Source organism: Methylocystis sp. SB2 (genome assembly GCF_049817085.1).
Lineage (GTDB): Bacteria > Pseudomonadota > Alphaproteobacteria > Rhizobiales > Beijerinckiaceae > Methylocystis > Methylocystis rosea.
This window is the reverse complement of record NZ_CP187401.1, coordinates 124003-145268: the sequence shown is the minus strand read 5'-3', so window position 1 is coordinate 145268 and position 21266 is coordinate 124003. Positions and strand designations below refer to the sequence as shown.

Annotated in this window: 24 protein-coding genes; 7 read left to right on the top strand and 17 right to left on the bottom strand. The window is 62.1% G+C overall.

Annotated elements, in window-relative coordinates; translation table 11 throughout:
- Positions 1–233: 233 nt before the first annotated feature.
- From ACPS74_RS00730 to ACPS74_RS00715, 4 genes are all read right to left on the bottom strand, one after another.
- Positions 234–2444, bottom strand: coding sequence for an AAA family ATPase (locus tag ACPS74_RS00730; RefSeq protein WP_162231973.1), 2211 nt, complete (start codon positions 2442–2444; stop codon positions 234–236).
- Positions 2445–2539: 95 nt separating this feature from the next.
- Positions 2540–3031: a hypothetical protein gene (locus ACPS74_RS00725; protein WP_157055247.1), complete on the bottom strand. Its 492-nt coding sequence runs from the start codon at positions 3029–3031 to the stop codon at positions 2540–2542.
- A gap of 12 nt (positions 3032–3043) precedes the next feature.
- Positions 3044–3283: a hypothetical protein gene (locus ACPS74_RS00720; protein WP_029650580.1), complete on the bottom strand. Its 240-nt coding sequence runs from the start codon at positions 3281–3283 to the stop codon at positions 3044–3046.
- Entirely contained in the window at positions 3283–3777 is a 495-nt protein-coding gene (locus tag ACPS74_RS00715; protein ID WP_029650578.1) for a hypothetical protein, read from the bottom strand. The genes ACPS74_RS00720 and ACPS74_RS00715 overlap by 1 nt, the downstream gene beginning before the upstream one ends.
- Positions 3778–4539: 762 nt before the next feature.
- Here ACPS74_RS00715 and ACPS74_RS00710 point away from each other — a divergent pair.
- On the top strand, positions 4540–5571 hold the full coding sequence (locus tag ACPS74_RS00710; RefSeq protein WP_029650576.1) for a hypothetical protein: 1032 nt from the start codon (positions 4540–4542) through the stop codon (positions 5569–5571).
- 147 nt (positions 5572–5718) lie between these two features.
- Here the strand turns inward: ACPS74_RS00710 and ACPS74_RS00705 are convergent, their stop codons facing one another.
- On the bottom strand, positions 5719–6471 hold the full coding sequence (locus ACPS74_RS00705) for a hypothetical protein (protein WP_029650574.1): 753 nt from the start codon (positions 6469–6471) through the stop codon (positions 5719–5721).
- 405 nt (positions 6472–6876) lie between these two features.
- On the opposite strand from ACPS74_RS00705, the gene ACPS74_RS00700 reads away from it, so the two are divergent.
- Complete coding sequence (locus tag ACPS74_RS00700; RefSeq protein WP_239754551.1) at positions 6877–7854, top strand: transglycosylase SLT domain-containing protein; 978 nt, start codon at positions 6877–6879, stop codon at positions 7852–7854.
- An 8-nt stretch (positions 7855–7862) separates the two neighbouring features.
- On the opposite strand, the gene ACPS74_RS00695 is transcribed toward ACPS74_RS00700, so the two are convergent.
- Complete coding sequence (locus ACPS74_RS00695; protein WP_029650570.1) at positions 7863–8750, bottom strand: patatin-like phospholipase family protein; 888 nt, start codon at positions 8748–8750, stop codon at positions 7863–7865.
- Between the two features lie 178 nt (positions 8751–8928).
- Between ACPS74_RS00695 and ACPS74_RS00690 the strand changes: the two genes are divergently transcribed.
- Complete coding sequence (locus tag ACPS74_RS00690; protein ID WP_029650568.1) at positions 8929–9129, top strand: hypothetical protein; 201 nt, start codon at positions 8929–8931, stop codon at positions 9127–9129.
- Positions 9130–9133: 4 nt separating this feature from the next.
- Here ACPS74_RS00690 and ACPS74_RS00685 read toward each other — a convergent pair whose 3' ends face one another.
- Complete coding sequence (locus tag ACPS74_RS00685) at positions 9134–9616, bottom strand: DUF2165 family protein (RefSeq protein WP_029650565.1); 483 nt, start codon at positions 9614–9616, stop codon at positions 9134–9136.
- A 100-nt stretch (positions 9617–9716) separates the two neighbouring features.
- Here ACPS74_RS00685 and ACPS74_RS00680 point away from each other — a divergent pair, with 100 nt between their 5' ends.
- Both ACPS74_RS00680 and ACPS74_RS00675 read left to right on the top strand, forming a co-directional pair.
- Positions 9717–10421: a glutathione S-transferase N-terminal domain-containing protein gene (locus tag ACPS74_RS00680; RefSeq protein WP_029650564.1), complete on the top strand. Its 705-nt coding sequence runs from the start codon at positions 9717–9719 to the stop codon at positions 10419–10421.
- 45 nt (positions 10422–10466) lie between these two features.
- Entirely contained in the window at positions 10467–11150 is a 684-nt protein-coding gene (locus ACPS74_RS00675; protein ID WP_029650562.1) for an orotate phosphoribosyltransferase, read from the top strand.
- Between the two features lie 19 nt (positions 11151–11169).
- On the opposite strand, the gene ACPS74_RS00670 is transcribed toward ACPS74_RS00675, so the two are convergent.
- Positions 11170–11460, bottom strand: coding sequence for a hypothetical protein (locus ACPS74_RS00670; protein WP_029650560.1), 291 nt, complete (start codon positions 11458–11460; stop codon positions 11170–11172).
- A gap of 81 nt (positions 11461–11541) precedes the next feature.
- Between ACPS74_RS00670 and ACPS74_RS00665 the strand changes: the two genes are divergently transcribed.
- Both ACPS74_RS00665 and recG read left to right on the top strand, forming a co-directional pair.
- A complete protein-coding gene (locus ACPS74_RS00665; RefSeq protein WP_029650558.1) occupies positions 11542–12186 on the top strand; it encodes a M15 family metallopeptidase in 645 nt (214 codons plus the stop codon).
- A 31-nt stretch (positions 12187–12217) separates the two neighbouring features.
- A complete protein-coding gene (gene recG, locus ACPS74_RS00660) occupies positions 12218–14320 on the top strand; it encodes an ATP-dependent DNA helicase RecG (protein WP_029650556.1) in 2103 nt (700 codons plus the stop codon).
- A 7-nt stretch (positions 14321–14327) separates the two neighbouring features.
- On the opposite strand, the gene ACPS74_RS00655 is transcribed toward recG, so the two are convergent.
- The 9 genes from ACPS74_RS00655 to coaD all read right to left on the bottom strand — a co-directional run bounded on the left by ACPS74_RS00655 (position 14328) and on the right by coaD (position 21171).
- A complete protein-coding gene (locus ACPS74_RS00655) occupies positions 14328–15527 on the bottom strand; it encodes a DNA methyltransferase (RefSeq protein ID WP_029650554.1) in 1200 nt (399 codons plus the stop codon).
- A 3-nt stretch (positions 15528–15530) separates the two neighbouring features.
- A complete protein-coding gene (locus ACPS74_RS00650; protein WP_036241833.1) occupies positions 15531–15965 on the bottom strand; it encodes a HigA family addiction module antitoxin in 435 nt (144 codons plus the stop codon).
- A 68-nt stretch (positions 15966–16033) separates the two neighbouring features.
- On the bottom strand, positions 16034–17158 hold the full coding sequence (gene tgt, locus ACPS74_RS00645) for a tRNA guanosine(34) transglycosylase Tgt (RefSeq protein ID WP_029650552.1): 1125 nt from the start codon (positions 17156–17158) through the stop codon (positions 16034–16036).
- Positions 17155–17487: a hypothetical protein gene (locus ACPS74_RS00640; RefSeq protein WP_029650550.1), complete on the bottom strand. Its 333-nt coding sequence runs from the start codon at positions 17485–17487 to the stop codon at positions 17155–17157. Before ACPS74_RS00640 ends, tgt begins: the two co-directional genes overlap by 4 nt.
- Positions 17484–18545: a tRNA preQ1(34) S-adenosylmethionine ribosyltransferase-isomerase QueA gene (queA, locus tag ACPS74_RS00635; protein WP_029650548.1), complete on the bottom strand. Its 1062-nt coding sequence runs from the start codon at positions 18543–18545 to the stop codon at positions 17484–17486. The genes ACPS74_RS00640 and queA overlap by 4 nt, the downstream gene beginning before the upstream one ends.
- 90 nt (positions 18546–18635) lie before the next feature.
- Positions 18636–19343 carry a PRC-barrel domain-containing protein gene (locus ACPS74_RS00630; RefSeq protein ID WP_029650546.1) on the bottom strand — a complete coding sequence of 236 codons (708 nt, stop codon included), beginning with the start codon at positions 19341–19343 and terminating at the stop codon, positions 18636–18638.
- A 167-nt stretch (positions 19344–19510) separates the two neighbouring features.
- The gene (locus ACPS74_RS00625; RefSeq protein ID WP_029650543.1) at positions 19511–19966 is read right to left on the bottom strand and encodes a peptidylprolyl isomerase; all 456 of its coding nucleotides are present in this window, start codon (positions 19964–19966) and stop codon (positions 19511–19513) included.
- A gap of 125 nt (positions 19967–20091) precedes the next feature.
- Positions 20092–20643, bottom strand: coding sequence for a peptidylprolyl isomerase (locus tag ACPS74_RS00620; RefSeq protein WP_029650542.1), 552 nt, complete (start codon positions 20641–20643; stop codon positions 20092–20094).
- A 9-nt stretch (positions 20644–20652) separates the two neighbouring features.
- Positions 20653–21171, bottom strand: coding sequence for a pantetheine-phosphate adenylyltransferase (gene coaD, locus ACPS74_RS00615; protein ID WP_029650540.1), 519 nt, complete (start codon positions 21169–21171; stop codon positions 20653–20655).
- Between the last annotated feature and the right edge of the window lie 95 nt (positions 21172–21266).

The window sequence follows — 21266 nt, the reverse complement described above, 5'->3', positions numbered from 1 at the left end:
CATGATCGTCTCACGGTCCGACGCTGCGAACGGCTTATATTCAGTGCCTTATCAAAAAATCGTCTCACCGTCTCACAGATCGTCTCACAAAATCGTCTCACAAAAACGTGAGACGAATCGTGAGACGGCGTCTCACTGATCGTCTCAGACCTCGCAAGGTTGTTTTCAGGCAGACGAGACAAAAAAAACCCGCCTGGATGGCGGGCTTCCTTCTCACGGGAGCTAGTCGCCGGTCACACCGACTCCTCATCGGCCACAGGCTCGAAACAACCTCCCGCCGCTTCCGCGGTGTTCTTGGCCTCGGCGACGGCTGCCCGCCCTTTGCGTGTCAACGTCTTGCCATCAGGACTCTGCTTCACAAGCCCGCGGTCGACCAGCCCGGCGACCCGCCTGCCGATCGTCGCCTTCGAAGCCCCGACTGCCACGGCCAAATCCGTCAAGCTCGACTTCGCGTCCTTGTCGATTGCGACTAGCAGCGCCGCATCGCCAGCAAGCGCGTCCCGCCGTTCCGCGACAACCGCCGCGTCGGCCGCCTCCGATGACTTGGGCCGCGCGATCGGCAGGCGCAGCGCCTTGCCTTTGGCGTCTTTCAGCTTCGTGACGATCTCTGCGATCTCGAAATTCTTGGGCTCGAATGTCCTGCCTCGCAATTTGCCCTGCCAGTGAAGCTCGGCAATCGCGCTCCGGCGCTCTTTCCAAAGCGTAAGGTTCCCGTCGATCTCGTTCAGCAGAGCGCCCCCGCCATAAGGCGTCAATTGATCTCGACCGGCGTTTTTCACCGGGTGCGCTGCAATCACCACGGCAGGCCGCCCCGGAAGGCGAGTCAGGTCTCGCAGCGACATGACGAATTTTTTGACCTGATCATTGCTGTTCGAGTCGTCGCCTGGGAATGCGGCTTGAAGCGTATCGACGATCACCAGGGCGCATTCGCCCGCTTGCCGCACAAGCTTTCGAATCCCGCCCGGCGTCACATGGGCGTCTATGATGTCGAGATTGTCAGACGCGTCGCCGCTCGAAACGCTATGGCCCTCCATTGCGGCGAGCAACTTGACCCGAAAGTCGTCGGGATTCTCGAAGGAGCAATAGACGACGCGCCCCTGCTCTACCTCAATTCCAAGCACTTCGTCACGCTTCGCAGCGACCGCTAGCGCCAACGACGATAGCAGCGTCGTCTTGCCGGCGCTTGTTGGCGCGGTCAATGTGTAGACCTTGCCACGTTCTATCAGGCCATCGATGACATATTCGACCGGCGCGTATTCGGCGCAAAATTCCGCGAGGGATTTAATCTTGCGCCTTGCCTTATCGGCCTCGCCTGCCGGCTCTGACCCTTCTTCATCGACCGGCGTGAACGCTGAACCGTCCGTGATCGCGCCGCGACGCTCGGCGACCGGCTTCGCGTTTTCAAATGCTCTGACGAGGTCACGGTGATTGAATTGCCCTTTTGCGCGCGCATCATCGCCAACATATTCGCCAAACGCGACGCCGCCGGTCTTATCGTTCACACCGTCGACAAGCGATGCGAAGGCAAGCAAATCCAGTTTGTCGCCAAACTCGCGATGCAGACACTTCGCCGCGTTGAAGAGGTTGCCAGAGGCCGAGTCATCGCCGCCCATATCCTGACTGTCGTACGAAGTGCAAATGCGACGCCACTCGGCGTCGCGCTCGGCGAGCGCGTCGAGATCAAAATCGCCAAGGTCCGAGTCCGTGATCTCGCCAAAGTCCGGCCAATCGGACTCGTTCAGCAGCTTCCGGCCACGCGCTTCGTCGATTTTTGTGACGTTGCTGCTTGAACGGTCTGCGCCGCGAAACATCGCGACAAGCGCATCAGGAATCGGCGGAATGGAGCCATTCTGAAAAGCGTCCACGAGCGACGGCGCGCCCTCTTCGGCTGTGTAGCTTTTTCCGTCTGACTCTCGCACGGCACCGGGCGCTACAACCTGCCCTCCTGCGCCCTTCAAATCCCATTGCAGATCGGCGCGGCGTCCGCAGCCGATGTTGCCCGGATTCGAAAAGTAGACGTGCAGGCCGCCGCCTTGCGTGCGAACCCTAGGGCATTTCTCAATATCGACGTCGTGCTCGGCAAGCCATCTGAGGCCCGACTCCACACCGTCGACGCTGTTCTTAATATCGAGATCAAGCACAGCAAGTCCGGCCGCCCCGAGGCTTACGCTCGGCGTAAAGTCGTGAGTCGTTGTCCAGGCGTCGACCGTGCTGGCGTCGAGAGTCGAGCCGACGTGCATCGGCGCAAAGCCGTTCTTCGCTTTGGCTTCTGCAATAATCGTTTGGCGTTCGTCGTCTGAAATTTCAGAATCGAGCTTCGGCCACGCGGCCGGGAGGGGAACTTTGTCTCGCGTCGGCACAACGGGAATCCCGGCGGCGACAAGCGCGCGGCCGGCGGCGCGGTTCGCCTTGCGGCGCTCCGGCACTGAAAGATTGTTCGTCAAGGTTATCTTGACATTACGTAAAACGTAATCCATAAAACGCATATCCTGGTTTGAGACTTCGCCCGGCCGCTTTGTCTGAGCGCGCCGGGCGTTTTTTAATCACTGACGTTGGCTTCGAATGCCGCTCTTGCCTTGGTGATCTCATTCTCGGAAATGCCAAGAGCGCGTGCATGATTTTCGTTCGCACGCAACCACGCTTCCTGCTCTGAGATTTCGTCGCCGTCCTCGATTGATTGCTCGCGCAGATGACGCGCGGTCATCTTCAAGTGTTCGATCGCGGCGAGTTCGGCGAATTGTTCGGGCGAGTAGTCGCGGGAGTCGATCAGGTCCTCAGCCCGCGCGGCTGATCGTGGCGGCGAGCCTGGAGGCGCAAGGTCGAATCTAGACACGTGATCGGCCGGCGCCGGGTGCAGGTGATGCAGAAACCTGAGCGATAGCTCGGTCGGATGTTCCCGCTTCAAGCTCACTGGATGGCACCCGCGCTCGTCGACATGCGAGATGTGAACGGTGTCGATGTCATCCGCCGCGACGAGCACAATGTGCTCGCCGCAGTTCGACTCTAGAGGCACGAGATGTGTGTTACTCATTCGGTCGCCCCCTCAGTGTTCCGCGTGTGACCCGCCCATAAACTGGGCCAAATCTCGCCGTGCCTGTAGTTCGTGACGCGCATCGTGCGTCCAACTTCGTTCGTCCGACACTTCGCGGAAGATCGTGCGCTCAGCGTCCGTCATGTCACCCTTTTCGAGCGCGTCGCGCCACGTCAGAGCGAACTCCTGATCGTCGAGATTGAGCAGATAGCGCCGAAGTGACTCGGCGCTGCTCTTAGGAATCGTCTGCATCAGGCCGCGTGCTCTTTTTTCCAAGGAGCGATGTTGCGACACAAAATTTCCCGCGCTGGCTCGGGTCTTTCGCGACGCCACGTGCGCAGGTCGCGCAGTGCGGATTCAAGCGCGTCGGCGACGCCCAAGGGGTGCGCATCAGGCAGCAAGCGCAACGCCTTGGTCAGCACCCGCGGCACCCCCTTGCGCAAGCCGGCGACGAAGCTGACAAGGCGCGGACCCTCATAGAGATCGAGCGCGGTCTCGCCGTTCAGGATCGCGACGATTCGTTCGACACGTGCGACGCGTTCGGCGTGTTCTTGCAACATGTGTTTGGCGAAGGCGTGCGCGTTGACGGCGCCGCCCATGGTGACGAAGCCGTCCGCGGCGGCTGCGCCTGCATCGATGATCGCGGTATGCGGCGGGTTCTCAAGCGCGCGACGATGCCTGTCCGACAATGGTTCGGCGCCGCGAGCGGCGGTGAGGGCGGCTTCAAAAAGGCTGTGAGAGGTCATTAAGCAGCCCTCCCCTTTAGCGATTCGATGACACTGCGCCGCCAGCGCGGCGCGCCAGGAAGGTTGACCGGCGGAGGGATTTTTCCGCTCTTGCGCCAGCGCCAAAACGTGGTGTTGGAAATAGGCCGCTCGCCGTCGCCCAACTCAGCGCGAACACGGGGGCCACCGAACAAAGCATCGTCGACAGTAGGTGTGGGTTGTTTGGTCACAATAAACCTCTGCGATTCGCGCTCGCGGACGCGCGACGGCGCGGCCTTGGGCGCAAGGTTGGGGATTTTCAGAGGTCAGGAAACAGGGCGCAGGGCGATCAGACGCAAAGGCGCAAGAGATCAGGGCGCAGGAGATCAGAAATCAGACGATCAAGCACAATTCACAAGACGCCACGAACATCGCTCATTGCGCCGGCGCGGGTCAATCCATTGTGTCGCAAATTTTTTCACCCCGCCACAAGGTGTGGCCAGAGGTGGGGCCTCATGTCGAGCGTCTGCGCTTACATTATTGAATCAAAATGCTTCAGAGATTTAGTTTCGTGCTGGCCAGGGGCACCACTTAGTTTCAGTTCATCCTCAATATCAGCCAGTTATTATCAATTCGATTTGTCGGCCCTCGCCTGGCCTCGATCCCTCGCGACGAGCGCGGAACGAACGCTCGAAAGCTGCGTTATAGAAACGATCGCTTCAGCAAACGCGACCGTAAGCTTTCGATCCGTCGCGGCGACGATCTCCCCAAGATGCTTGTAAATTGGCTGAGGGATTTTTGCGCATGTACATGACGCCCATCGACTTTATCGACCTCGGGTTTCGCACGTTCATGCGCAACCCATTTTCCAGTCCCGAACAGATCTCGCTCCGGAAAGGTGAAAGCGACTTTCGCTTGTTGGGCGCGCGCGAGGGACTCGTGGTGACGCTCGGTCCCGAGACGTCCTTTTTTGATCGGCCAAGCAGGTCTGTTTGCCGATGGCCCGGAACACGGACCATTCCGCGTCAAACTCCTCACTTAGCGCCAAAACGCTCCTGGATCGCGAATGAGTTCGCGACATTCCTTTACGTGTTCTGCGGCGGCGGAGACGTGAAGCTCAATCGGATCGCCACTTCGGAGAAGCAAAGAGAGATTTTGCTGACGGCTGGCGAAGGCAATGTCGTCGAGAAAATCGATCTGACGAAACTTGCAGGAGACAATTCGGCGCCGCTGCTGTTTCTCCAGCCTGCCTATCTTTGTTCATCCGCCAATGTCGTGATTGAATCCGTTCCCTGTGACGCATCGACCATGAGTTGGGCGCGAGCGCCTTATGTCTACAAGACATGCCCTCTCGACGATCCGTCGACGCCTGCGATTCTGTGTCTTGCCGGCAAGACGATGATCTGGTGCGAACGGATCGAGCCGGGCGAGAGTCGGGACTACGCGCTTGGAAACGTCATTGCGACGACCGCCAATGTCGTTTCCAAACTGCGGCCAACCAGCCAGACGCATCCTGAGGATATGAGGGTCGCCGCAGTCGCACAGGATCGCTCCAGAGCAAATGCAATCATTACGGCGTCCGCAAAGACGAGCCGCGATAATTCGATCCGCGCGCGCCTGCGTGAGTGCGCCGCCGCCACGAAAATCCTCTTTGAATCGATGCGCGCCCGTGAAGGATTCTTTGTGTGCGAAGTGACCAATGAATCTGACGCGCCGGCCCATGTTTTTATCCAACTCAACAAAGGCAATTTTTATGGCGGCTCAGGGCTCGTTGGCATCGTGATAAAACTCGTATCCAGCATCTTCCGTATGTCGCACCTGTCGCTGGGTCATTGATCGAGCGGCTGCGAGGCAGTCTATCGCGGTCGCCATTACCTCGCCATGGACGGATAAGTCGTCCGTCAATTTAGCGCGCGTACAAAGTTCGATTGAGGTCGCCCAAGCTGCGCCACCATCGTAAGCGATCCGGTCGACTCCTCTATCCTACCGCCCGTAGGCGCCGAGCGGGCGCGGCGCGCCGGGCGCGTCCGGATATTTTGTTGGCTCGAACGCGTCCCCGCGACGTATTTTGTGACGTCGCAGTCCCTCGCCGACTTTCACCGTCGCAGAGACGGTCGTCCGCCGCGACGCGCCTTGTTCGAGAATGACGTATTCGTTTCGCGGCGAACGCGCGCCGGCTTGCTCCGAGGACGCGGGCTTGGCGGCTGCGTCGCGCCGCAGTCCCTCGACCTGACCTGACAGCGCGCCGATCGCGGCGCTCGTTTCCGTCTTCATCGCGTCGACGCGTTTGCCGAGAGTTTCGACAGCGTCGGCGGCCGGAGCCGCCGCCTGCATCGAAGACCTCATCGACTCCATCTCCGTGCGGAGCGCGCGGACCTCCTCTTGCATCTTCTGCGTCGTACGCAGAAAGGCGGCGCGCTCGGCGTTTTCCTGCGTCGCCATCGTGCGGACGAGGTCCGGCAAGGCGGAGACCGTCGGCCAGGCGGCCTCGGCGATCAGCCAGCCGGCGAGGCCGGCGACGCCATAGAGCAGCGCCGCCCAAAGAAGCCGAGAGCCGTGGATGAAAGCGCTTTTGAACGCCGGTGGCTGGCGTTGCGCGACTTTTGTCTCAGAACCAGCGGAGAAATTTCCGGAGATCGCCGCGTCCGCGGTCCCTACCTTCAGCTCCGGAACGTCAGCCGCAGGCGCCGCGGCAGAACTAAGGTCGAGGGCGGCTAATCCCGTTTGCTCGGTCATGGCAAGGCTTCGCATGGGGGGTGCAAGATTTTTGAGCCTCACGCCGATTGCTTGAGAATGGATTAACGGCCTGCGCGACTTGCGCCGCCGCCACGCAAAGATTTCAAACACCATGATTCGGGAAATAGATTTGATCCGGAGGGAAATCGTTCGCTCTTCGGGAATAAAAGCTTCTTCATGAGGGCTCCCGGCCCTCTCGCGAATTTGAAAGCCCATCTGCCTCAATCAACTACAAGCTCGAAGCAGGCGTCGGAAGATTGAGGCAAATTTCGAAGCGCCGAGGCGCGGCGCCTTTCCGTCACAAGCGCAAGCTCGCTCTCTGAAGCATCGTTTACAATTTGATAACAGGAAGCTGCTCCCCTCGTCTGCCATTGGATATTCGCCACACAAGCGAGGAGTGAGCTGATGGACGAGGCAAGCTCTTCAACTGAGACCTCCGACGAAGCGGTTACGCGAGCGCGCGAGGACAAAGCTCCGCCAACTGCGGGAGCCGAAGCCGCAGTAAAAATTTCGGCGTGCGAACACGCGACGTTGGTTTCTGACAGCGAGAGTTCAGACGCAGGAAGAAAGATCGAGATCAGGATCAATCTGGGGTTCGACGACCAGACGCTGCAAAGCGTTCTGTCCTCTCTCAAAAACGCGCAAATACAACCACAGACCGCCGAATATATCAGGCTGACCGCGCCTTATCGGGAAGAGGCTTTCGCCACGCGCAGGCAGGCCAGCGACGAAACAAACACACGCGTTTCTCCAGTCGCTCTAATGTTGATCTTCGCCGTTGGATTCGGACTGAAACTGCACTTCCACGACTTTCATTTTCCAGTTTTTCCCGATCAGGCCGCCTCGTCGCTTAAGGCTCTGGTCGATCGGATCACCATGTCCGAGTCACAGGGAAATCCGGACGCTAGAAACAATTTTTCCTCCGCTGCCGGACTCGGCCAGTTCATCAACGCGACCTGGATGGGGTTGATCAAGAAGCACCGTCCTGAACTCGCCGGCAATTTAAGCGACAAAGAGATTCTGGACTTGCGCAAGGATCCTGAGCTCTCTCGAGAAATGACGGCGCGCTATGTCGAGCAAAACACGTCGATCCTGTTGAAGAAGGGTCTGCCCGTCACGCCCGGCGCGCTTTATCTCGCGCATTTCGCCGGACCGGGCGGCGCGGCGGCGATCCTGTCGGCGCCGGAAGAGGTGGACGCGGCGACGGTGATCGCCAGCGTCGACGGACAGCCCGGCAAAACCCGCGAAAAAATCGTCAATGGAAATCCCTTCTTGAAAGGTTTCACCGTGAAAGACCTCAAGAACTGGGCTCATCTCAAGATGCAGGGGATCAGCTTGGAGCTTGGCGCGACGCCGGAGGAGAATTTAGCGCGGCGAGATTGATCGCAACGTCAGTGTCGACCGGTAACGGCCGCGAGAGGATGATGGTGCGGGGCGAGATCGGACGGCGTCGCGCGGCGGCTTAAGCCGCCTTTGGCGATCCATTCCTGCGACGCGGCGGTCGCGCGTGAAATCAGTTCGCCGGCGCGCGAGAAATCGTAAGGGGAAACGTTCAACGGACACAGCGCCGGCGCGAGATGCACCTCGATCTCCTGCGGCAAGCGCTCCAAATCGCGGATCAACTGCCAGGCGATGAGCAGAGTGATCGCGTGCAGTCCGCGACCGACGGCGCTCGCAGGCGGCTTTTCCAGGGCGCAGGCGTAGCCCGTCGGCAAGACGATGATCCTCGACGCGCCGAGCGTCATGGCGAGCCAAAGCGGCGTGTTGGCCGCGATCGCGCCATCCATCAAGGGCGCGCCGTCCACCTCGACGGTCGGAAAAATTCCCGGCACCGCAGCGCTGGCCATGATGGCCTGCGCAGCCGACCCACGCGAAAGGGTCACGGCGACGCCCTGCATATCCGTGGCGACGATATAGACCGGCAGCCTCGCCTCTTGCAGCGCGACATAAGACAGATGCCGCTCGATCAAGCCGCGCAGCGACGAAGGATCCACCAGATAATCGGCGTGGCGCAGCAAGCCGAGCGCCGCAGAGAAAGTGAACGGGAAGATGTCCCGCCGACGCAGGCCGAGCCAAACATGGGCGAGCCTTTCGACGCCTCCCGCGTCCGGCTGGCCGGCGAAATAGCAGGCGTTCATCGCGCCGACCGACGAACCGACGATAAAGTCGGGGCGCACGCCGGCGGCCGTAAGGCTTCGAAGCATGCCGACCTGAATAGCGCCGAGGCTGCCGCCGCCGGCCAGAACAAAGGCGGTTTTTGCGGCGGTTCCCCCGTTCATGGCGCATCCTTTCGGCGCGTCGCGCCACGCGGGCCAAGAGTCTTCCGTCGGATATCTAGGAGGCCAGGTGAAGTCGATCCATGCGCGCGCCAACTCGCCTTATTGACGCGCCCCCGCTCTTGAAAACAACGCGGGCCTGCTTAATTCGCCACTGCGGCTCTTTCACGAGGACTTTGCAATGGCGGATGACAAAAATCCTATCGTTGAGAACAAACTGACCGACGAAAACCCCACCGTCCAGAAGAACAAATATCTTTTCGGCGGCGTGGGCGCCGTTCTCGGCGGTCTGACTGGCGTCGCGATCGGCGGCCCGCTCATCGCAGTCGTCGGGGCGGGACTTGGCGGTCTGCTCGGATACAATATGCTGAAGCGGCTGTGACGCGTTAATCGTCGCGCTGACCCAGAAACAGCATCACCAGCGCCGCGCAGCCGATGAAGCGGAACGCGGCTTGCTCGGCGTCTGGCAGGGACCGCCACATCTGGAACCATTCCCCGCCAACGGCCATGAAGCCGAACAGGTAGAGGCCGACGGCGAGCGCAAGACCCGCAATCGCGACACCCTTCGCGGCGTTGAATCGCGCCGCCTCCGCTTTGCGCCTCAGCAACAGCCGCCACACGCCGGCGAGAACGAGCGCAGCGGCGGAGAATTCGACTGCGATAATAAATGCATAGAACATCCGGTGCAGCGTTACGCTCGTGACCGCGCGCCACTCGAGCGGGCTGCCGGCCGGCACCTGATCCATCGACATCACATGGCTGACGAACTGGTAATTCGTGGCGTAGTCGGTCACATTGTTGATGGCGACAAGCAGAATGAGCGCGCCGAGCGCAGCGGTCAGCAAAATCTTCGAATATCTGATCAGCATGGCGATCCACTCCCGGGCGTTAGCCTAGCATGACCTGAGCGATTGATCTTGCGACGCGAGGGCTTACAACAGAGTCTGGTCTCCCGTCGGACACGCGTCCATGATCGATCTTCATTATTGGCCGACCCCCAACGGCCACAAAGTCACGATTTTTCTCGAGGAAGCGGGACTCGCTTATCGGATCAAGCCCATCGACATCACCAAAGGCGACCAATTCAAGCCTGAGTTTCTCGCGATTTCTCCAAATAATCGCATGCCGGCCATCGTCGACCGCGAGACGGCGGATGGCGGCGCTCCGGTCGCGCTCTTCGAATCGGGCGCGATCCTCGTCTACCTTGCCGAGAAGACCGGACGGCTTCTTCCCACAGACCTCCATGCCCGCGCGCGAACGCTGCAGTGGCTGTTCTGGCAGGTCGGCGGACTTGGCCCGATGGCCGGTCAAAACCACCACTTCGCCAAATACGCGCCGGCGAAAATTCCCTACGCGATCGAGCGCTACCGTAATGAGACCGGCCGGCTCTACGGCGTGATGGACGGACAGCTCGCCAAGACGCCTTTTCTGGCTGGCGAATATTCGATCGCCGACATCGCTTGCTATCCTTGGATCGTTCCGCATGAGGATCAGGGCCAGGATCTGGACGACTTCCCGCATCTCAAGCGCTGGTTCGAGGCGATCCATTCCCGGCCGGCGGTGATCCGCGCCTATGCGGCGGGCGCGCCCTATGAGCGGTCGCGTCTCGATTTTACGGCGCTGGAGCGCGAAATACTTTTCGGTCAGACCACCGAGCGCGGCGGCGCGAAATAGGCTATGGCTGCGCGGCATTTTTTCTAAGAAGGGCACGCCGCATCCATGTCGAACGACCACCAAACCGCCGCGCGAGAGACCGCCAAGGCGCTGATCGAAGTGCAAGCGGTGCTCGTGAATGTCGATAAGCCTTTCATAACCACCGCCGGCTGGGCGTCGCCGGTCTACATCGACATGCGCAAGATCATCGCCTTCCCGCGGCTGCGGCGGCGCCTCGTCGATTTTGCGACGCGGACGATCGAGCGCGACATCGGCTATGAATCGCTCGACATCGTCGCAGGCGGCGAGACGGCCGGCATTCCCTTCGCGGCGTGGATCGCCGACAGCCTCATGCTGCCGATGCAATATGTGCGCAAGAAGCCCAAGGGCTTCGGCCGCAACGCCCGCATCGAAGGCGATGTGATGGAGGGCGGCCGCGCCCTCCTGGTCGAGGATCTGGCGACCGACGGCGGCTCGAAGAAGGACTTCGTGCAGGCGCTGCGCGACTCAGGGCAGCGCTGCGATCACGTCTTCGTGTTCTTCTTCTACGATATATTTGCCGGCGCGCGCGAGGAGCTCGCCGCGCTCGGCATCAGCCTGCATGCGCTCGCAACCTGGCGCGACGTGCTCGCCGTGGCCCGCGAGCACAAATATTTCCCCGATGACGCGCTCAACGAAGTCGAAGCCTTCATCGCCGATCCCGTCGCCTGGTCGGCGGCGCATGGCGGCCTCGCCAAGGCGAAGGGATAGCCGGCAAACGCGGGCGCTTTTAGCAGCGAATGAATTCGCGATAGAGCCAACCGAGCCGCTTGCCGCCGGGGCTCGCCACATAGGCCCAGGGCCTGCCGTGATCGTCCTCGCCATAACGTTGCACGATAATAGCGTTCCCGTCTTCGATGGCGCCGATGACATTTTTTCGCTGATCGCGGATGGCGATCGAAGCGCCCATGGCGCCCGTCGCATTGCAACGATCGCCAGCGAGCGCCGTCGCGCCCCATGCGATCGCGGCGGCGAGAGCGGCGAGCGTGAGGCCGGCGAAAGGCGCGAGTTTTTCGGACATCAAAGGCCTCCCGATTGCGTTGGAAAGACCTATAGTCGGGGTTCGAGAGTTACGAATTGCGCCAACGCACGTGGAGCCGCCATGCGCAGGGTGATGTTTTTTCTTATCGGGGCGCTTGCCGCGCCATATGCGCACGCCGGCGAGCCGCCGCCAGGTTTCGCGCGCCTTGCTGACGTTGCGCCGACCATCGTTCAGGAGATGCGCTATGCCGGCGCCGATAATTTCACCGGCGCCCCGGTGCCCGGCTATGACGCGCCGCAATGCTGGCTGCGCACTGAGGCCGCCAAAGCGCTGGCCGCCGCGCAGAAGGATGCGCGCGCCCGCGGCGTTTCGCTCGTTGTCTACGATTGCTACCGACCGCTGCGCGCCGTTTCGGCCTTCGTCGACTGGTCGCGCAACGCCGACCAGCGGACGAAGACCGAACATTATCCGCGTCTCGCCAAGAGCGCGCTGTTTCCCGAGGGCTATATCGCCGAACATTCCACCCATTCGACGGGAATGGCCGTCGATATCGGCGTCAAAGGCTGGAATTTCGGCACGCCGTTCGATTTTTTCGATACGCGCTCATGGACGAAAGCCAAAACCTCAAAGACGGCGCGCGCGCATCGCGACGCGCTCGTGTCGCTGATGCGCCGCCACGGCTTTGAAAATTTTCCGCGCGAATGGTGGCATTTCACTTACAAGGGCGCGGACGGCGCGCCGAGCTATGATGTCGAGATCAAGTGACCCGTTCCCCGGCGAGCTGAACTGAACCTTCATGCGTCCCTCCCTGCTCGACCCCTTCTTCGGTCGCGTCGCCGCACTGCCCGGCGTCGGGCCGAAAACCGCCAGGCTGTTCGACCGGCTGCTCGCCAAGCCGGGGACGGAAGCGCGCCTCGTCGATCTGCTTTTTCATCTTCCGTCGACCGTCATCGACCGCAGCGTGCGGCCCACGATCGCCGCCGCGCCGCTCGAGACGATGGTGGTGTTGAAGGCGCGCGTCACCGAACATCGTCGCCCCCAGGGCCGGTATTCGAAGTCGCCCTATCGCGTGCTCGTCGAGGATGACACCGGCGACGTCGAACTCGTGTTCTTTCTCGCCAATCCCGACTGGATCGAACGCAGCCTGCCGCTTGGCGCGGCGCGCTGGATCTCGGGACGCATCGAGCTTTATGACGGGCGCCGCCAGATCGTGCATCCCGACCGCGTGCTCGACGAAGCCGGATTGGCGAAGCTCCCCGCATATGAAGCCGTCTATGGCCTCACCGAGGGCTTGCAAGCGCGTTACGTTTTGCGCGCGACGGAAGAAGCGCTGACGCGCCTGCCGACCCTTCCAGAATGGCAGGACGCCAGCGTTCTCGCCGCCAACAAGCTTCCCGCCTTTGCCGAGGCGCTGCGCGCGGCGCACCGGCCGGCAAGCGCCGATGCGCTCTCGTCGCAGCATCCTGCCCGTCAGCGTCTCGCGCTCGATGAATTGCTCGCGAGCCAGCTCGCGCTGCGCCTCATCCGCGCAAAGATGCGCCGCCCTCCGGGTCGCGCGCACAAGGGCGACGGCCGCTACGCCCGAGCGATCGAATCCGCCCTGCCGTTTCGCTTAACGCGCGCGCAGCAGCGCACGCTCGACGAAATCCGCGCCGATCTTGCGTCGGAACAGCGCATGCTGCGGCTTGTTCAGGGCGACGTTGGATCCGGCAAAACTGTCGTCGCGGCGCTCGCCATGGCGAGCGTGGCGGAGACCGGCCGGCAAAGCGCCTTGATGGCCCCGACCGAGATCCTGGCGCGTCAGCACTACGATCGGCTTACGCCAACGCTCGCATCGGCGGGACTGCGCGTCGCGCTGCTGACAGGCCGCGCCAAACCGAGCGAGCGCGCCGCGCTCCACGGCGCCATTGGAGCGGGCGAAGTCGACGTCGTCATCGGCACGCACGCTCTCGTGCAAAGCGATCTCGCCTTTCACGACCTCGGCCTCGCCGTCGTCGACGAGCAGCATCGCTTCGGGGTCGAGCAGCGGCTGGCGCTCGGCGCCAAGGGCGACGCCGTCGACGTGCTGGTGATGACCGCGACACCCATTCCGCGCACGCTGGCGCTGACGGCGTTCGGCGACATGGACTCGTCTGCTCTCGACGAAAAGCCGCCCGGTCGCACGCCGATCTCGACGCGCGCGCTTCCGGCCGAGAGAATCGATGAGGTGATTGCCGGGCTGCGCCGCGCCCTGGCGGAGGGCGCACGGGCCTATTGGGTCTGTCCGCTCGTCGAGGAGAATGAGGAGCTAGACCTCTCCGCTGCGCAAGAGCGGCACGCCGATCTGTCGAAGCTTTTCGGAGCGGCGGTCGGCCTCGTTCACGGCCGCATGAAAGGCGGCGAGAAGGACGCGGTGATGGAAGCCTTTCAGCGCGGCGAGATCAAAATTCTAGTGGCGACGACGGTCATTGAAGTCGGCGTCGACGTTCCGGAAGCGACGATCATGGTCATCGAACACGCCGAGCGCTTCGGCCTTGCGCAGCTGCACCAGCTGCGCGGACGCGTTGGTCGCGGCTCGGGAAAGTCCTCATGCCTGCTTCTATACAAGGGTCCGCTGAGCGAGGCGGCGAAGGCGCGGCTGATGATCATCCGCCAGACCGAGGATGGATTTCGCATCGCCGAGGAAGATCTGCGGCTGCGCGGCGAAGGCGAGATTCTCGGCGTGCGGCAGGCCGGTCTGCCGAGCTTTCGGCTTGCCGACCTTTCCGCCCACGCGCGTCTCCTCGCCGTGGCGCGCGACGACGCCGAATTGATTTTGCGTCGCGATCCCGAGCTTGCAAGCGACAGAGGCCAGGCCTTGCGCGCCCTGCTCTACCTCTTCGAACGCGACGACGCCGTGCGCCTGCTGCGCGCTGGCTGATGCGAGGTCAAAAGCGCCGCGCGATCACGATTCGGTTGCTGTTGACGCCCTTCACATTATTCGCGACGCCCCAGCAATTGCTGGTCTTCGTGAAGCTTTGCTCGTTGACGAGCACGCCCAATCGCTCGAACGGAAGCTCGTCGAGCGCGCGCCAGACCAGCTGTTCGAGCGGCAGCGCCCCGCCCCTGACCTCACCGACCTCATAAGCCACGTGACCGCCCGGCTTCACGACTCGCGCCAGTTCCGCGAAGACGTCGCGAGTCATCGCGCGCCAGTCTTCCGGCGCGCGAAGCTGCGACAGGCGGATGCTCTCGACGTCGATTCCCGCAAACCAGTTGCGCAGCCAATTGTCGCCGCGATAGTCGACGACGTCGAGAAAGGGCGGCGATGTGACGACGAGATCGACTGTCGCATCGGCGATATGCTCCAAACGGGCGGCATTCGCCACGACGAGTTGCGCGTCGCAGGCAGCCGGCGCCTCCTCCGCCAGAAGCGCGCGCGATTTCTTGAAAATCAGCTCGGCGATATCGCGCCGCGGCGGCGTTTGTTCCCGACGCGCATTGATCTTCAATTGCGCCTTAACCGAGACGGCCTGATTGGGCGGCATCGTATAGACCGAAAAGAAACCCGGCGAGTGTCCGGTCAATCGATTGAGCGCCACCATGCGGATCCAGCCATCCACGGCGTCGAGGCGGCCATCATTTGCGCGGATCAGCAGATAGCGACGCAGCGCGCATATCTGCCGCAGCGTCTCAGCGTGGTAAAAAGCGAGAAGGTCTTCGCGATCAACCTCGCCGCGTCCCCAGGGCGCGGCCGCGAGCCGCGCCTCGATATCGCAAAGCGCAGGAGGCCGCAGTCGAGGCCGCGTCAGCAGCAGCGACAAAGGATTGGCGTCGGAGCCGATGGGCGTCCGCCCCATCAGCGCCGCCTGCAGGATCGTCGTGCCGCGGCCCATGAAAGGATCGCAGACGACGTCTCCCGGCTGCGTCAGCCGATCGATGAAAAAAGCCGGGAGCTGCGGCTTGAAACAGGCGCGATAGCTGATCTCATGCAGCGGATGCGCGCGCCTTTGCCCGGCGGTCCAAAAGGCGTTGATGTAATAAGGAAGGCCATCAGCGACAACGGCGCGAGTCGCCGCGCCGAATTCTGCGGACCAACGCAGGTCGTGAAAAAATTCCGCTTCCGCAAGCTTTTGAACTGCGCCCATGCCTCAGTCGCGCTGACGATCGGCGAGGCTTGGCAATGACTTGATCCTCGCTCCGGCCGCGCGGCGCGCGAGCGAAAGCTCATATTGCGTCTGCAGCTCGAGCCAATCTTCGGGCTGGACGCCGAACCAGTGTCCAAGTCGCAGCGCCGTATCGGCGCTGACGCCTCGCTGGCCATTGATAATGGCGGTGACCCGATTGACCGGCACGTCGATATCACGCGCCAGATCCGACGCCGTCAGACCGAGGTCCTGCAGATGACGGGCAAGAATTTCGCCAGGATGCGACATCCCATTCTCCATCGACGCCAGTTTGGATTTTGACGGGCGCGCGCGAACGCTCTCGCGTCGCAGATGCGTCTGCCGACGAGCATTTGCTGGCGCTTCCTGCCGAACGCCGATCAAAAATCTTCTGGTGAGCTCTTCATGGTAGCGGCCCATGCTCCGCCCCCGCCGAATATTGTTTTCGTAAACCATATTATCTGGTCCGTAAACTCGGCTGAGGTGGCTTAAGCGCTTTCGCCCTCGATCCAATTGGCGCGGGTCTCGGCGATGTAGTCGGCGAGACGCCCGGCGCCGATGGCCGCGCGCAGGCCCGCCATCAGCTCCTGATAGTAGGCGACATTGGCCTGCGTCAGCAGCATCATCCCGAGGATTTCCCCCGCTTTGACGAGGTGATGCAGATAGGCGCGGGAATAGTCGCGCGCGGCGGGGCAGGATGACTGCTCGTCGAGCGGCCGCGGATCGTCGGCGTGGCGCGCATTGCGCAACGTCACCCGTCCGTGGCGCGTATAGGCGAGGCCGTGGCGGCCGGCGCGAGTCGGCATCACGCAGTCAAACATGTCGATTCCCCGCACGACGGCCTGAACGATGTCATCCGGCGCGCCCACGCCCATCAGATAACGAGGTTTCGATTCGGGCAAATGCGGGGCGGTCGTCTCGAGCATGTCGAGCATCACGTCCTGAGGTTCGCCGACGGCCAGACCGCCGACCGCGATCCCATCGAAATCCATGCCGGCGAGCGCTTGGGCGCTTTCGATCCGAAGCCGCTTCGATTCGCCGCCTTGCACAATGCCGAACACCGCCCTGCCCGGGCGTTCGCAAAACGCCTTACGTGAGCGCTCGGCCCAACGCAGCGAAAGACGCATCGCGCGTTCGGCCTCGCTTTCCGAACATGGCAGGCGTACGCATTCGTCGAGCTGCATCTGAATGTCCGACCCGAGAAGATCCTGAATTTCCATCGAGCGTTCGGGCGAAAGGTGATGGCGCGAACCGTCGATATGCGACTGAAAGGTCACCCCGCTTTCATCGAGCTTGCGCAGCTTCGCAAGCGACATCACCTGAAAGCCGCCGGAATCCGTCAAGATCGGATAGGGCCAGCGCATGAATTCATGCAGTCCACCCAGCCGCGCGATCCGCTCTGCGCCCGGTCGCAGCATGAGATGATAGACATTGCCGAGCAGAATGTCGGCGCCCGCGGCGCGCACGTCTTCGACGAACATCGCCTTCACCGTCGCCGCCGTGCCGACCGGCATGAAGGCCGGCGTACGGATTGTTCCGCGCGGCGTAACGATTTCGCCTTGACGCGCGAGGTCGTCGGTCGCGAGAACGGAAAAGGAAAAACCCTGCGTCACTTGTTTTCCTTCGCGCCGAGTACGGCGAGCTTCACGATGCGATAGCGGCCGCTGTCGCTTTCATTGAACCACACGGAGAACTCTGACCCGACCTTTATCGTCGCCTCGCGCAGGTCAGATCGCCAGCTCTCGCCAAAACCAAAGTCGATTCGTCCGTCGCGCCGTAGAATGAATGGACGCACGCTATCGCCGTCGAGCGCAAATGCGCCGAAAAGATCCCATGTCGAAACGACTCGCGCGCCGTCGATCCGCGCGTCAATGGTCATCGGCGCCTCTCGCGGGTCGTCGCGCCAGAGCGCGAGGATGCGCATGTCGCGAGGCTCGCTCATGTTTCGGAACGCTGCAGCAGACAGGCGTCGCCGTAGGAATAAAAGCGATAGCCGCTTTCGATGGCATGCGCATAGGCGGCCTTCATGCGCTCGAGGCCGGCGAATGCGGCGACCAGCATGAACAGCGTCGAGCGCGGGAGATGGAAATTGGTGAGCAGCATGTCCACGGCGCGAAAACGATAGCCGGGGGTGATGAAGATCCGCGTGCGCGCAGCATAAGGCGCAAGCCGTCCGGCGTCGTCCGCGGCGCTTTCCAGCACGCGTAGCGTGGTCGTCCCGACCGCGACGATGCGTCCGCCTCCCGCTCGCACATTGTTCAGCGCCTGCGCCGTTTCAGCGTCAAGCCGCGCGAATTCTTCATGCATCCTGTGCAGGTCCGTGTCCTCCGCCTTCACGGGAAGAAAGGTGCCGGCGCCTACATGCAGCGTCACGCGGTAAAGACGGACGCCGCGCGCTTCGATCGCTGCGAGCAGTTGCGGCGTGAAGTGGAGGCCGGCGGTCGGCGCGGCGACGGCGCCCGCTTCGCGGGCGAAGATCGTCTGATAGTCACTTTCGTCGCGCGCGTCGGCCGAACGCTTGCCGGCGATATAGGGCGGCAGCGGCATGACGCCCGCCTGCTCTATGGCGATATCCAGAGCGGGTCCGTGACGCTCGAAAGCAAGTGTAATCTCTCCTTCGTCGCCTTTCGCTTCGACGCGAGCGTCGATTGCGCCCCCATGGCCCATAAAGCTTATGCGATCGCCGATCGCGAGCTTCTTTGCCGGGCGCATCAGCGCGCGCCAGCGGGAAGCATCCAGCCGTTCGATCAGCGTCGCTTCGACATTGGCGCTCAACGCGTCGCGCAAGCGCCGACCGGAAAGCCGCGCGTGAATGACGCGCGAGTCGTTGACGACGAGCGCGTCTCCCGGACGAAGGTAATTCGGCAGGTCGCGGACGATCCTATCCTCGAAAGGCCCGCCGCACGGCGCGACGAGCATGCGGGCGCTGTCGCGGGGATCGGCGGGCCGAAGAGCGATCCTGTCTTGCGGGAGGTTGAAGTCGAAAAGGTCGACGCGCATGCGGAGCTTGCAAAAACCATAAGCTCCGTCAGGTCAAGCCAGAACGGTCGGCGGCGCCGATTATCGACCAACCGGCGCCGCCGCGAGAGCTTATTGATATGAGCCGACGCGCCGGCGACGCTCGTCGAATCGGAACTCCGGAGCGTTCCGCAGATCGTCGCGAGTCGTGTTCACAACCGCTTCGACATCGCCATCTTCGTTCCGGGAAACGACCATAGATGACGGGTCAATCGCGATATGGCGCTCGCCAATGCCGAGGAAGCCGCCGACGCTGACGATGACCGCACGCAGATTCCTGTTATTGTCGAAGATGACGTCCTCGATCTCGCCGATGTCGTCATTCTGCAGATTGCGGACATCGCTGCCGATCAGCTGCGACATGCGCATGTCGGTAGGTCCGAGCCTATAGAAAATCACGCGGGCGGAGCCGAGCTGCTCCAGTTCGCGCATTTCAGCAGCGGATCGTCCTCTCGTCGTCTGCCGATCCCTGCCCGTGCGGTCCATGGTGCGGTCCATGCCCGGCTGGCTGTCCTGATCGCGCATTCGTTCGCGCGCGGCGCTGCCTCGCCAGGTCGGCGCGGCGTCATCATCGCGGCCCATCTCGCGCCAGCCGCTGCGAGATGTCGTATCCTCCGCATCCTTGGCTGCTTCGCCCGGCTTCTCCTGCTGAGTGCTGCGAGACTGAGTCTGAGTCTTGCTCGTGCTCGCGCCCGTGCGATCGCGCGCTGCATTCGCTGTCACGCTGGCGGAAAGCGCGATCGCCGCTACTGTAGCGATCAACAACTTGAGCGATTTCATCGGATACTCTCCACTGTTCCGCTCGCCCGTCTCGGCGAGCGATACTTTGCAACCAGCGTCTGGAGAGATAGTTCCGAATCCAGCGTCGAACTCAGGTGTTTACTGCACATGCGCCCAAGGCCGGGGCGCATGCTTAACCAAAGGCTCGACTCTGTCGCGTCAGTCGATCAACCCAACGTCGCCTTGACGATCTTGTCGGGATCTTTCACCGGTTCGCCGCGCTTGATCTTATCGACATTCTCCATGCCGGAGATCACTTCGCCCCAAACCGTATATTTGTTGTCGAGGAAGCGCGCATCATCGAAGCAGATGAAAAACTGCGAATTGGCGCTGTCGGGGCTTTGCGCGCGGGCCATCGAGCAGGTTCCGCGCACATGCGGCGTGCTGTTGAACTCGGCCTTGAGGTCTGGATATTGCGATCCGCCCGTGCCGGTGCCGCGCGGACAGCCCGTCTGAGCCATGAAGCCGTCAATCACGCGATGAAAGACGATGCCGTCGTAGAATCCTTCCGAAACGAGCTTCTTGATATGCGCGACATGATTGGGCGCAAGGTCTGAACGAAATTTGATGACGACTGGTCCCTTCGTCGTCTCAAGCGTCATGGTGTCGGCGGCTTCGGTCATTCTGGTTCCCTCTCCACTTGTCTAAAAGCCGGTCCTTCCGCATTACAGCCGGGCATGGCCCGGCTGTTTGCGGAGGGGACGGCTTACGTTACGCCCAACAAGCGCGGGCATAACGCATATGAATCTCAGCTCTCGTCGCCAGCAACGCGCATCTTGACGATCTTGTCCGGGCTCTCGACCATGCCGTTGTTGGACTTTGAACCCTTCTTGATCTTGTCGACGACGTCCATGCCGGAGACCACCTCGCCGAATACGGTGTATTTGCCGTTGAGCTGCGGCGCGTCTGCATAGACGATGAAGAACTGCGAATTGCCGGAATTGACGTCGCCGCCTTCGCGCGCCATTCCAACTGTGCCGCGCTTGAACGGCGTATCCGTAAACTCGGCCTTCAGATCCGTATAGCGCGAGCCTTGCATTCCGGTGCCGGTTGGATCGCCAGCTTGCGCCATAAAGCCGTCGATGACGCGATGGAATACAATACCGTCGTAGAAATGCTCCTTGGCCAGTTTCTCAATGCGCTCGACATGCTTGGGCGCGAGATCAGGCCGCAGCTTGATGGTGACGCGGCCATCCTTCGTGTCGAGATAAAGGAGATGATCGTCTGCCGCTCGAGCGGGCGCGGCGCTGAGCGCGGCGACGGCCGCGGCGGCAAGAAGCAGACGGCGGGTGAGTTTCATGAAGCCTCCCTATGTATTGCCGCGCCTTTTTATGGCGCGTTTGAGTGCGGCGACGGAGACGGCCGGCGCGAAGGCCGACACATCGCCGCCAAGCGCCGCGATCTGACGCACGAAGGTTCCGCTGACATGGCGTAGCCCTGGCGAAGCAGGCATGAAAACCGTGTGAATGTCGGGCGCAAGCGTCCCATTCATCCCCGCCATCTGCATCTCATAGTCGAAGTCGGCGCTATCGCGCAAACCGCGGAGAATGGCGCAGGCGCCGTGCTGGCGCGCCGCCTCGACGACAAGTCCGTCAAAGCCCGCGAACTCGAAGCCGCACGACGCGCCCAAGCCGGCGCAGGCCTCGCGAATGACCGCCGCGCGCTCGTCGAAAGAGAGCCACGGCTCCTTGCCGTGGTGCACGCCGATCGCAACCACGATCCTGTCAAAGAGCGCACCGCCCTGCGCCATCACGTCGAGATGGCCAAAGGTCAACGGGTCGAACGTGCCGGGGTAGAGGGCCGTCCGCGCGGCAGAGGTGGCGATCATCGCAGGGGTATAGGAGATTTTGCACGGTTCCGCGAGACGGTGAGCGCCTGCGCCGCCACGACCGGCTGCCCGCCGGCTAGGATTGTCCGGAAGTC

Bases quoted from the DNA above. Each gene is read 5' to 3' on its own strand.
- ACPS74_RS00725 (WP_157055247.1), bottom strand. From the start codon at position 3,031: ATGAGTAACACACATCTCGTGCCTCTAGAGTCGAACTGCGGCGAGCAC.
- ACPS74_RS00720 (WP_029650580.1), bottom strand. From the start codon at position 3,283: ATGCAGACGATTCCTAAGAGCAGCGCCGAGTCACTTCGGCGCTATCTG.
- ACPS74_RS00715 (WP_029650578.1), bottom strand. From the start codon at position 3,777: ATGACCTCTCACAGCCTTTTTGAAGCCGCCCTCACCGCCGCTCGCGGC.
- ACPS74_RS00710 (WP_029650576.1), top strand. From the start codon at position 4,540: ATGTACATGACGCCCATCGACTTTATCGACCTCGGGTTTCGCACGTTC.
- ACPS74_RS00705 (WP_029650574.1), bottom strand. From the start codon at position 6,471: ATGACCGAGCAAACGGGATTAGCCGCCCTCGACCTTAGTTCTGCCGCG.
- ACPS74_RS00700 (WP_239754551.1), top strand. From the start codon at position 6,877: ATGGACGAGGCAAGCTCTTCAACTGAGACCTCCGACGAAGCGGTTACG.
- ACPS74_RS00695 (WP_029650570.1), bottom strand. From the start codon at position 8,750: ATGAACGGGGGAACCGCCGCAAAAACCGCCTTTGTTCTGGCCGGCGGC.
- ACPS74_RS00690 (WP_029650568.1), top strand. From the start codon at position 8,929: ATGGCGGATGACAAAAATCCTATCGTTGAGAACAAACTGACCGACGAA.
- ACPS74_RS00685 (WP_029650565.1), bottom strand. From the start codon at position 9,616: ATGCTGATCAGATATTCGAAGATTTTGCTGACCGCTGCGCTCGGCGCG.
- ACPS74_RS00680 (WP_029650564.1), top strand. From the start codon at position 9,717: ATGATCGATCTTCATTATTGGCCGACCCCCAACGGCCACAAAGTCACG.
- ACPS74_RS00675 (WP_029650562.1), top strand. From the start codon at position 10,467: ATGTCGAACGACCACCAAACCGCCGCGCGAGAGACCGCCAAGGCGCTG.
- ACPS74_RS00670 (WP_029650560.1), bottom strand. From the start codon at position 11,460: ATGTCCGAAAAACTCGCGCCTTTCGCCGGCCTCACGCTCGCCGCTCTC.
- ACPS74_RS00665 (WP_029650558.1), top strand. From the start codon at position 11,542: ATGCGCAGGGTGATGTTTTTTCTTATCGGGGCGCTTGCCGCGCCATAT.
- recG (WP_029650556.1), top strand. From the start codon at position 12,218: ATGCGTCCCTCCCTGCTCGACCCCTTCTTCGGTCGCGTCGCCGCACTG.
- ACPS74_RS00655 (WP_029650554.1), bottom strand. From the start codon at position 15,527: ATGGGCGCAGTTCAAAAGCTTGCGGAAGCGGAATTTTTTCACGACCTG.
- ACPS74_RS00650 (WP_036241833.1), bottom strand. From the start codon at position 15,965: ATGGGCCGCTACCATGAAGAGCTCACCAGAAGATTTTTGATCGGCGTT.
- ACPS74_RS00640 (WP_029650550.1), bottom strand. From the start codon at position 17,487: ATGAGCGAGCCTCGCGACATGCGCATCCTCGCGCTCTGGCGCGACGAC.
- queA (WP_029650548.1), bottom strand. From the start codon at position 18,545: ATGCGCGTCGACCTTTTCGACTTCAACCTCCCGCAAGACAGGATCGCT.
- ACPS74_RS00630 (WP_029650546.1), bottom strand. From the start codon at position 19,343: ATGAAATCGCTCAAGTTGTTGATCGCTACAGTAGCGGCGATCGCGCTT.
- ACPS74_RS00625 (WP_029650543.1), bottom strand. From the start codon at position 19,966: ATGACCGAAGCCGCCGACACCATGACGCTTGAGACGACGAAGGGACCA.
- ACPS74_RS00620 (WP_029650542.1), bottom strand. From the start codon at position 20,643: ATGAAACTCACCCGCCGTCTGCTTCTTGCCGCCGCGGCCGTCGCCGCG.
- coaD (WP_029650540.1), bottom strand. From the start codon at position 21,171: ATGATCGCCACCTCTGCCGCGCGGACGGCCCTCTACCCCGGCACGTTC.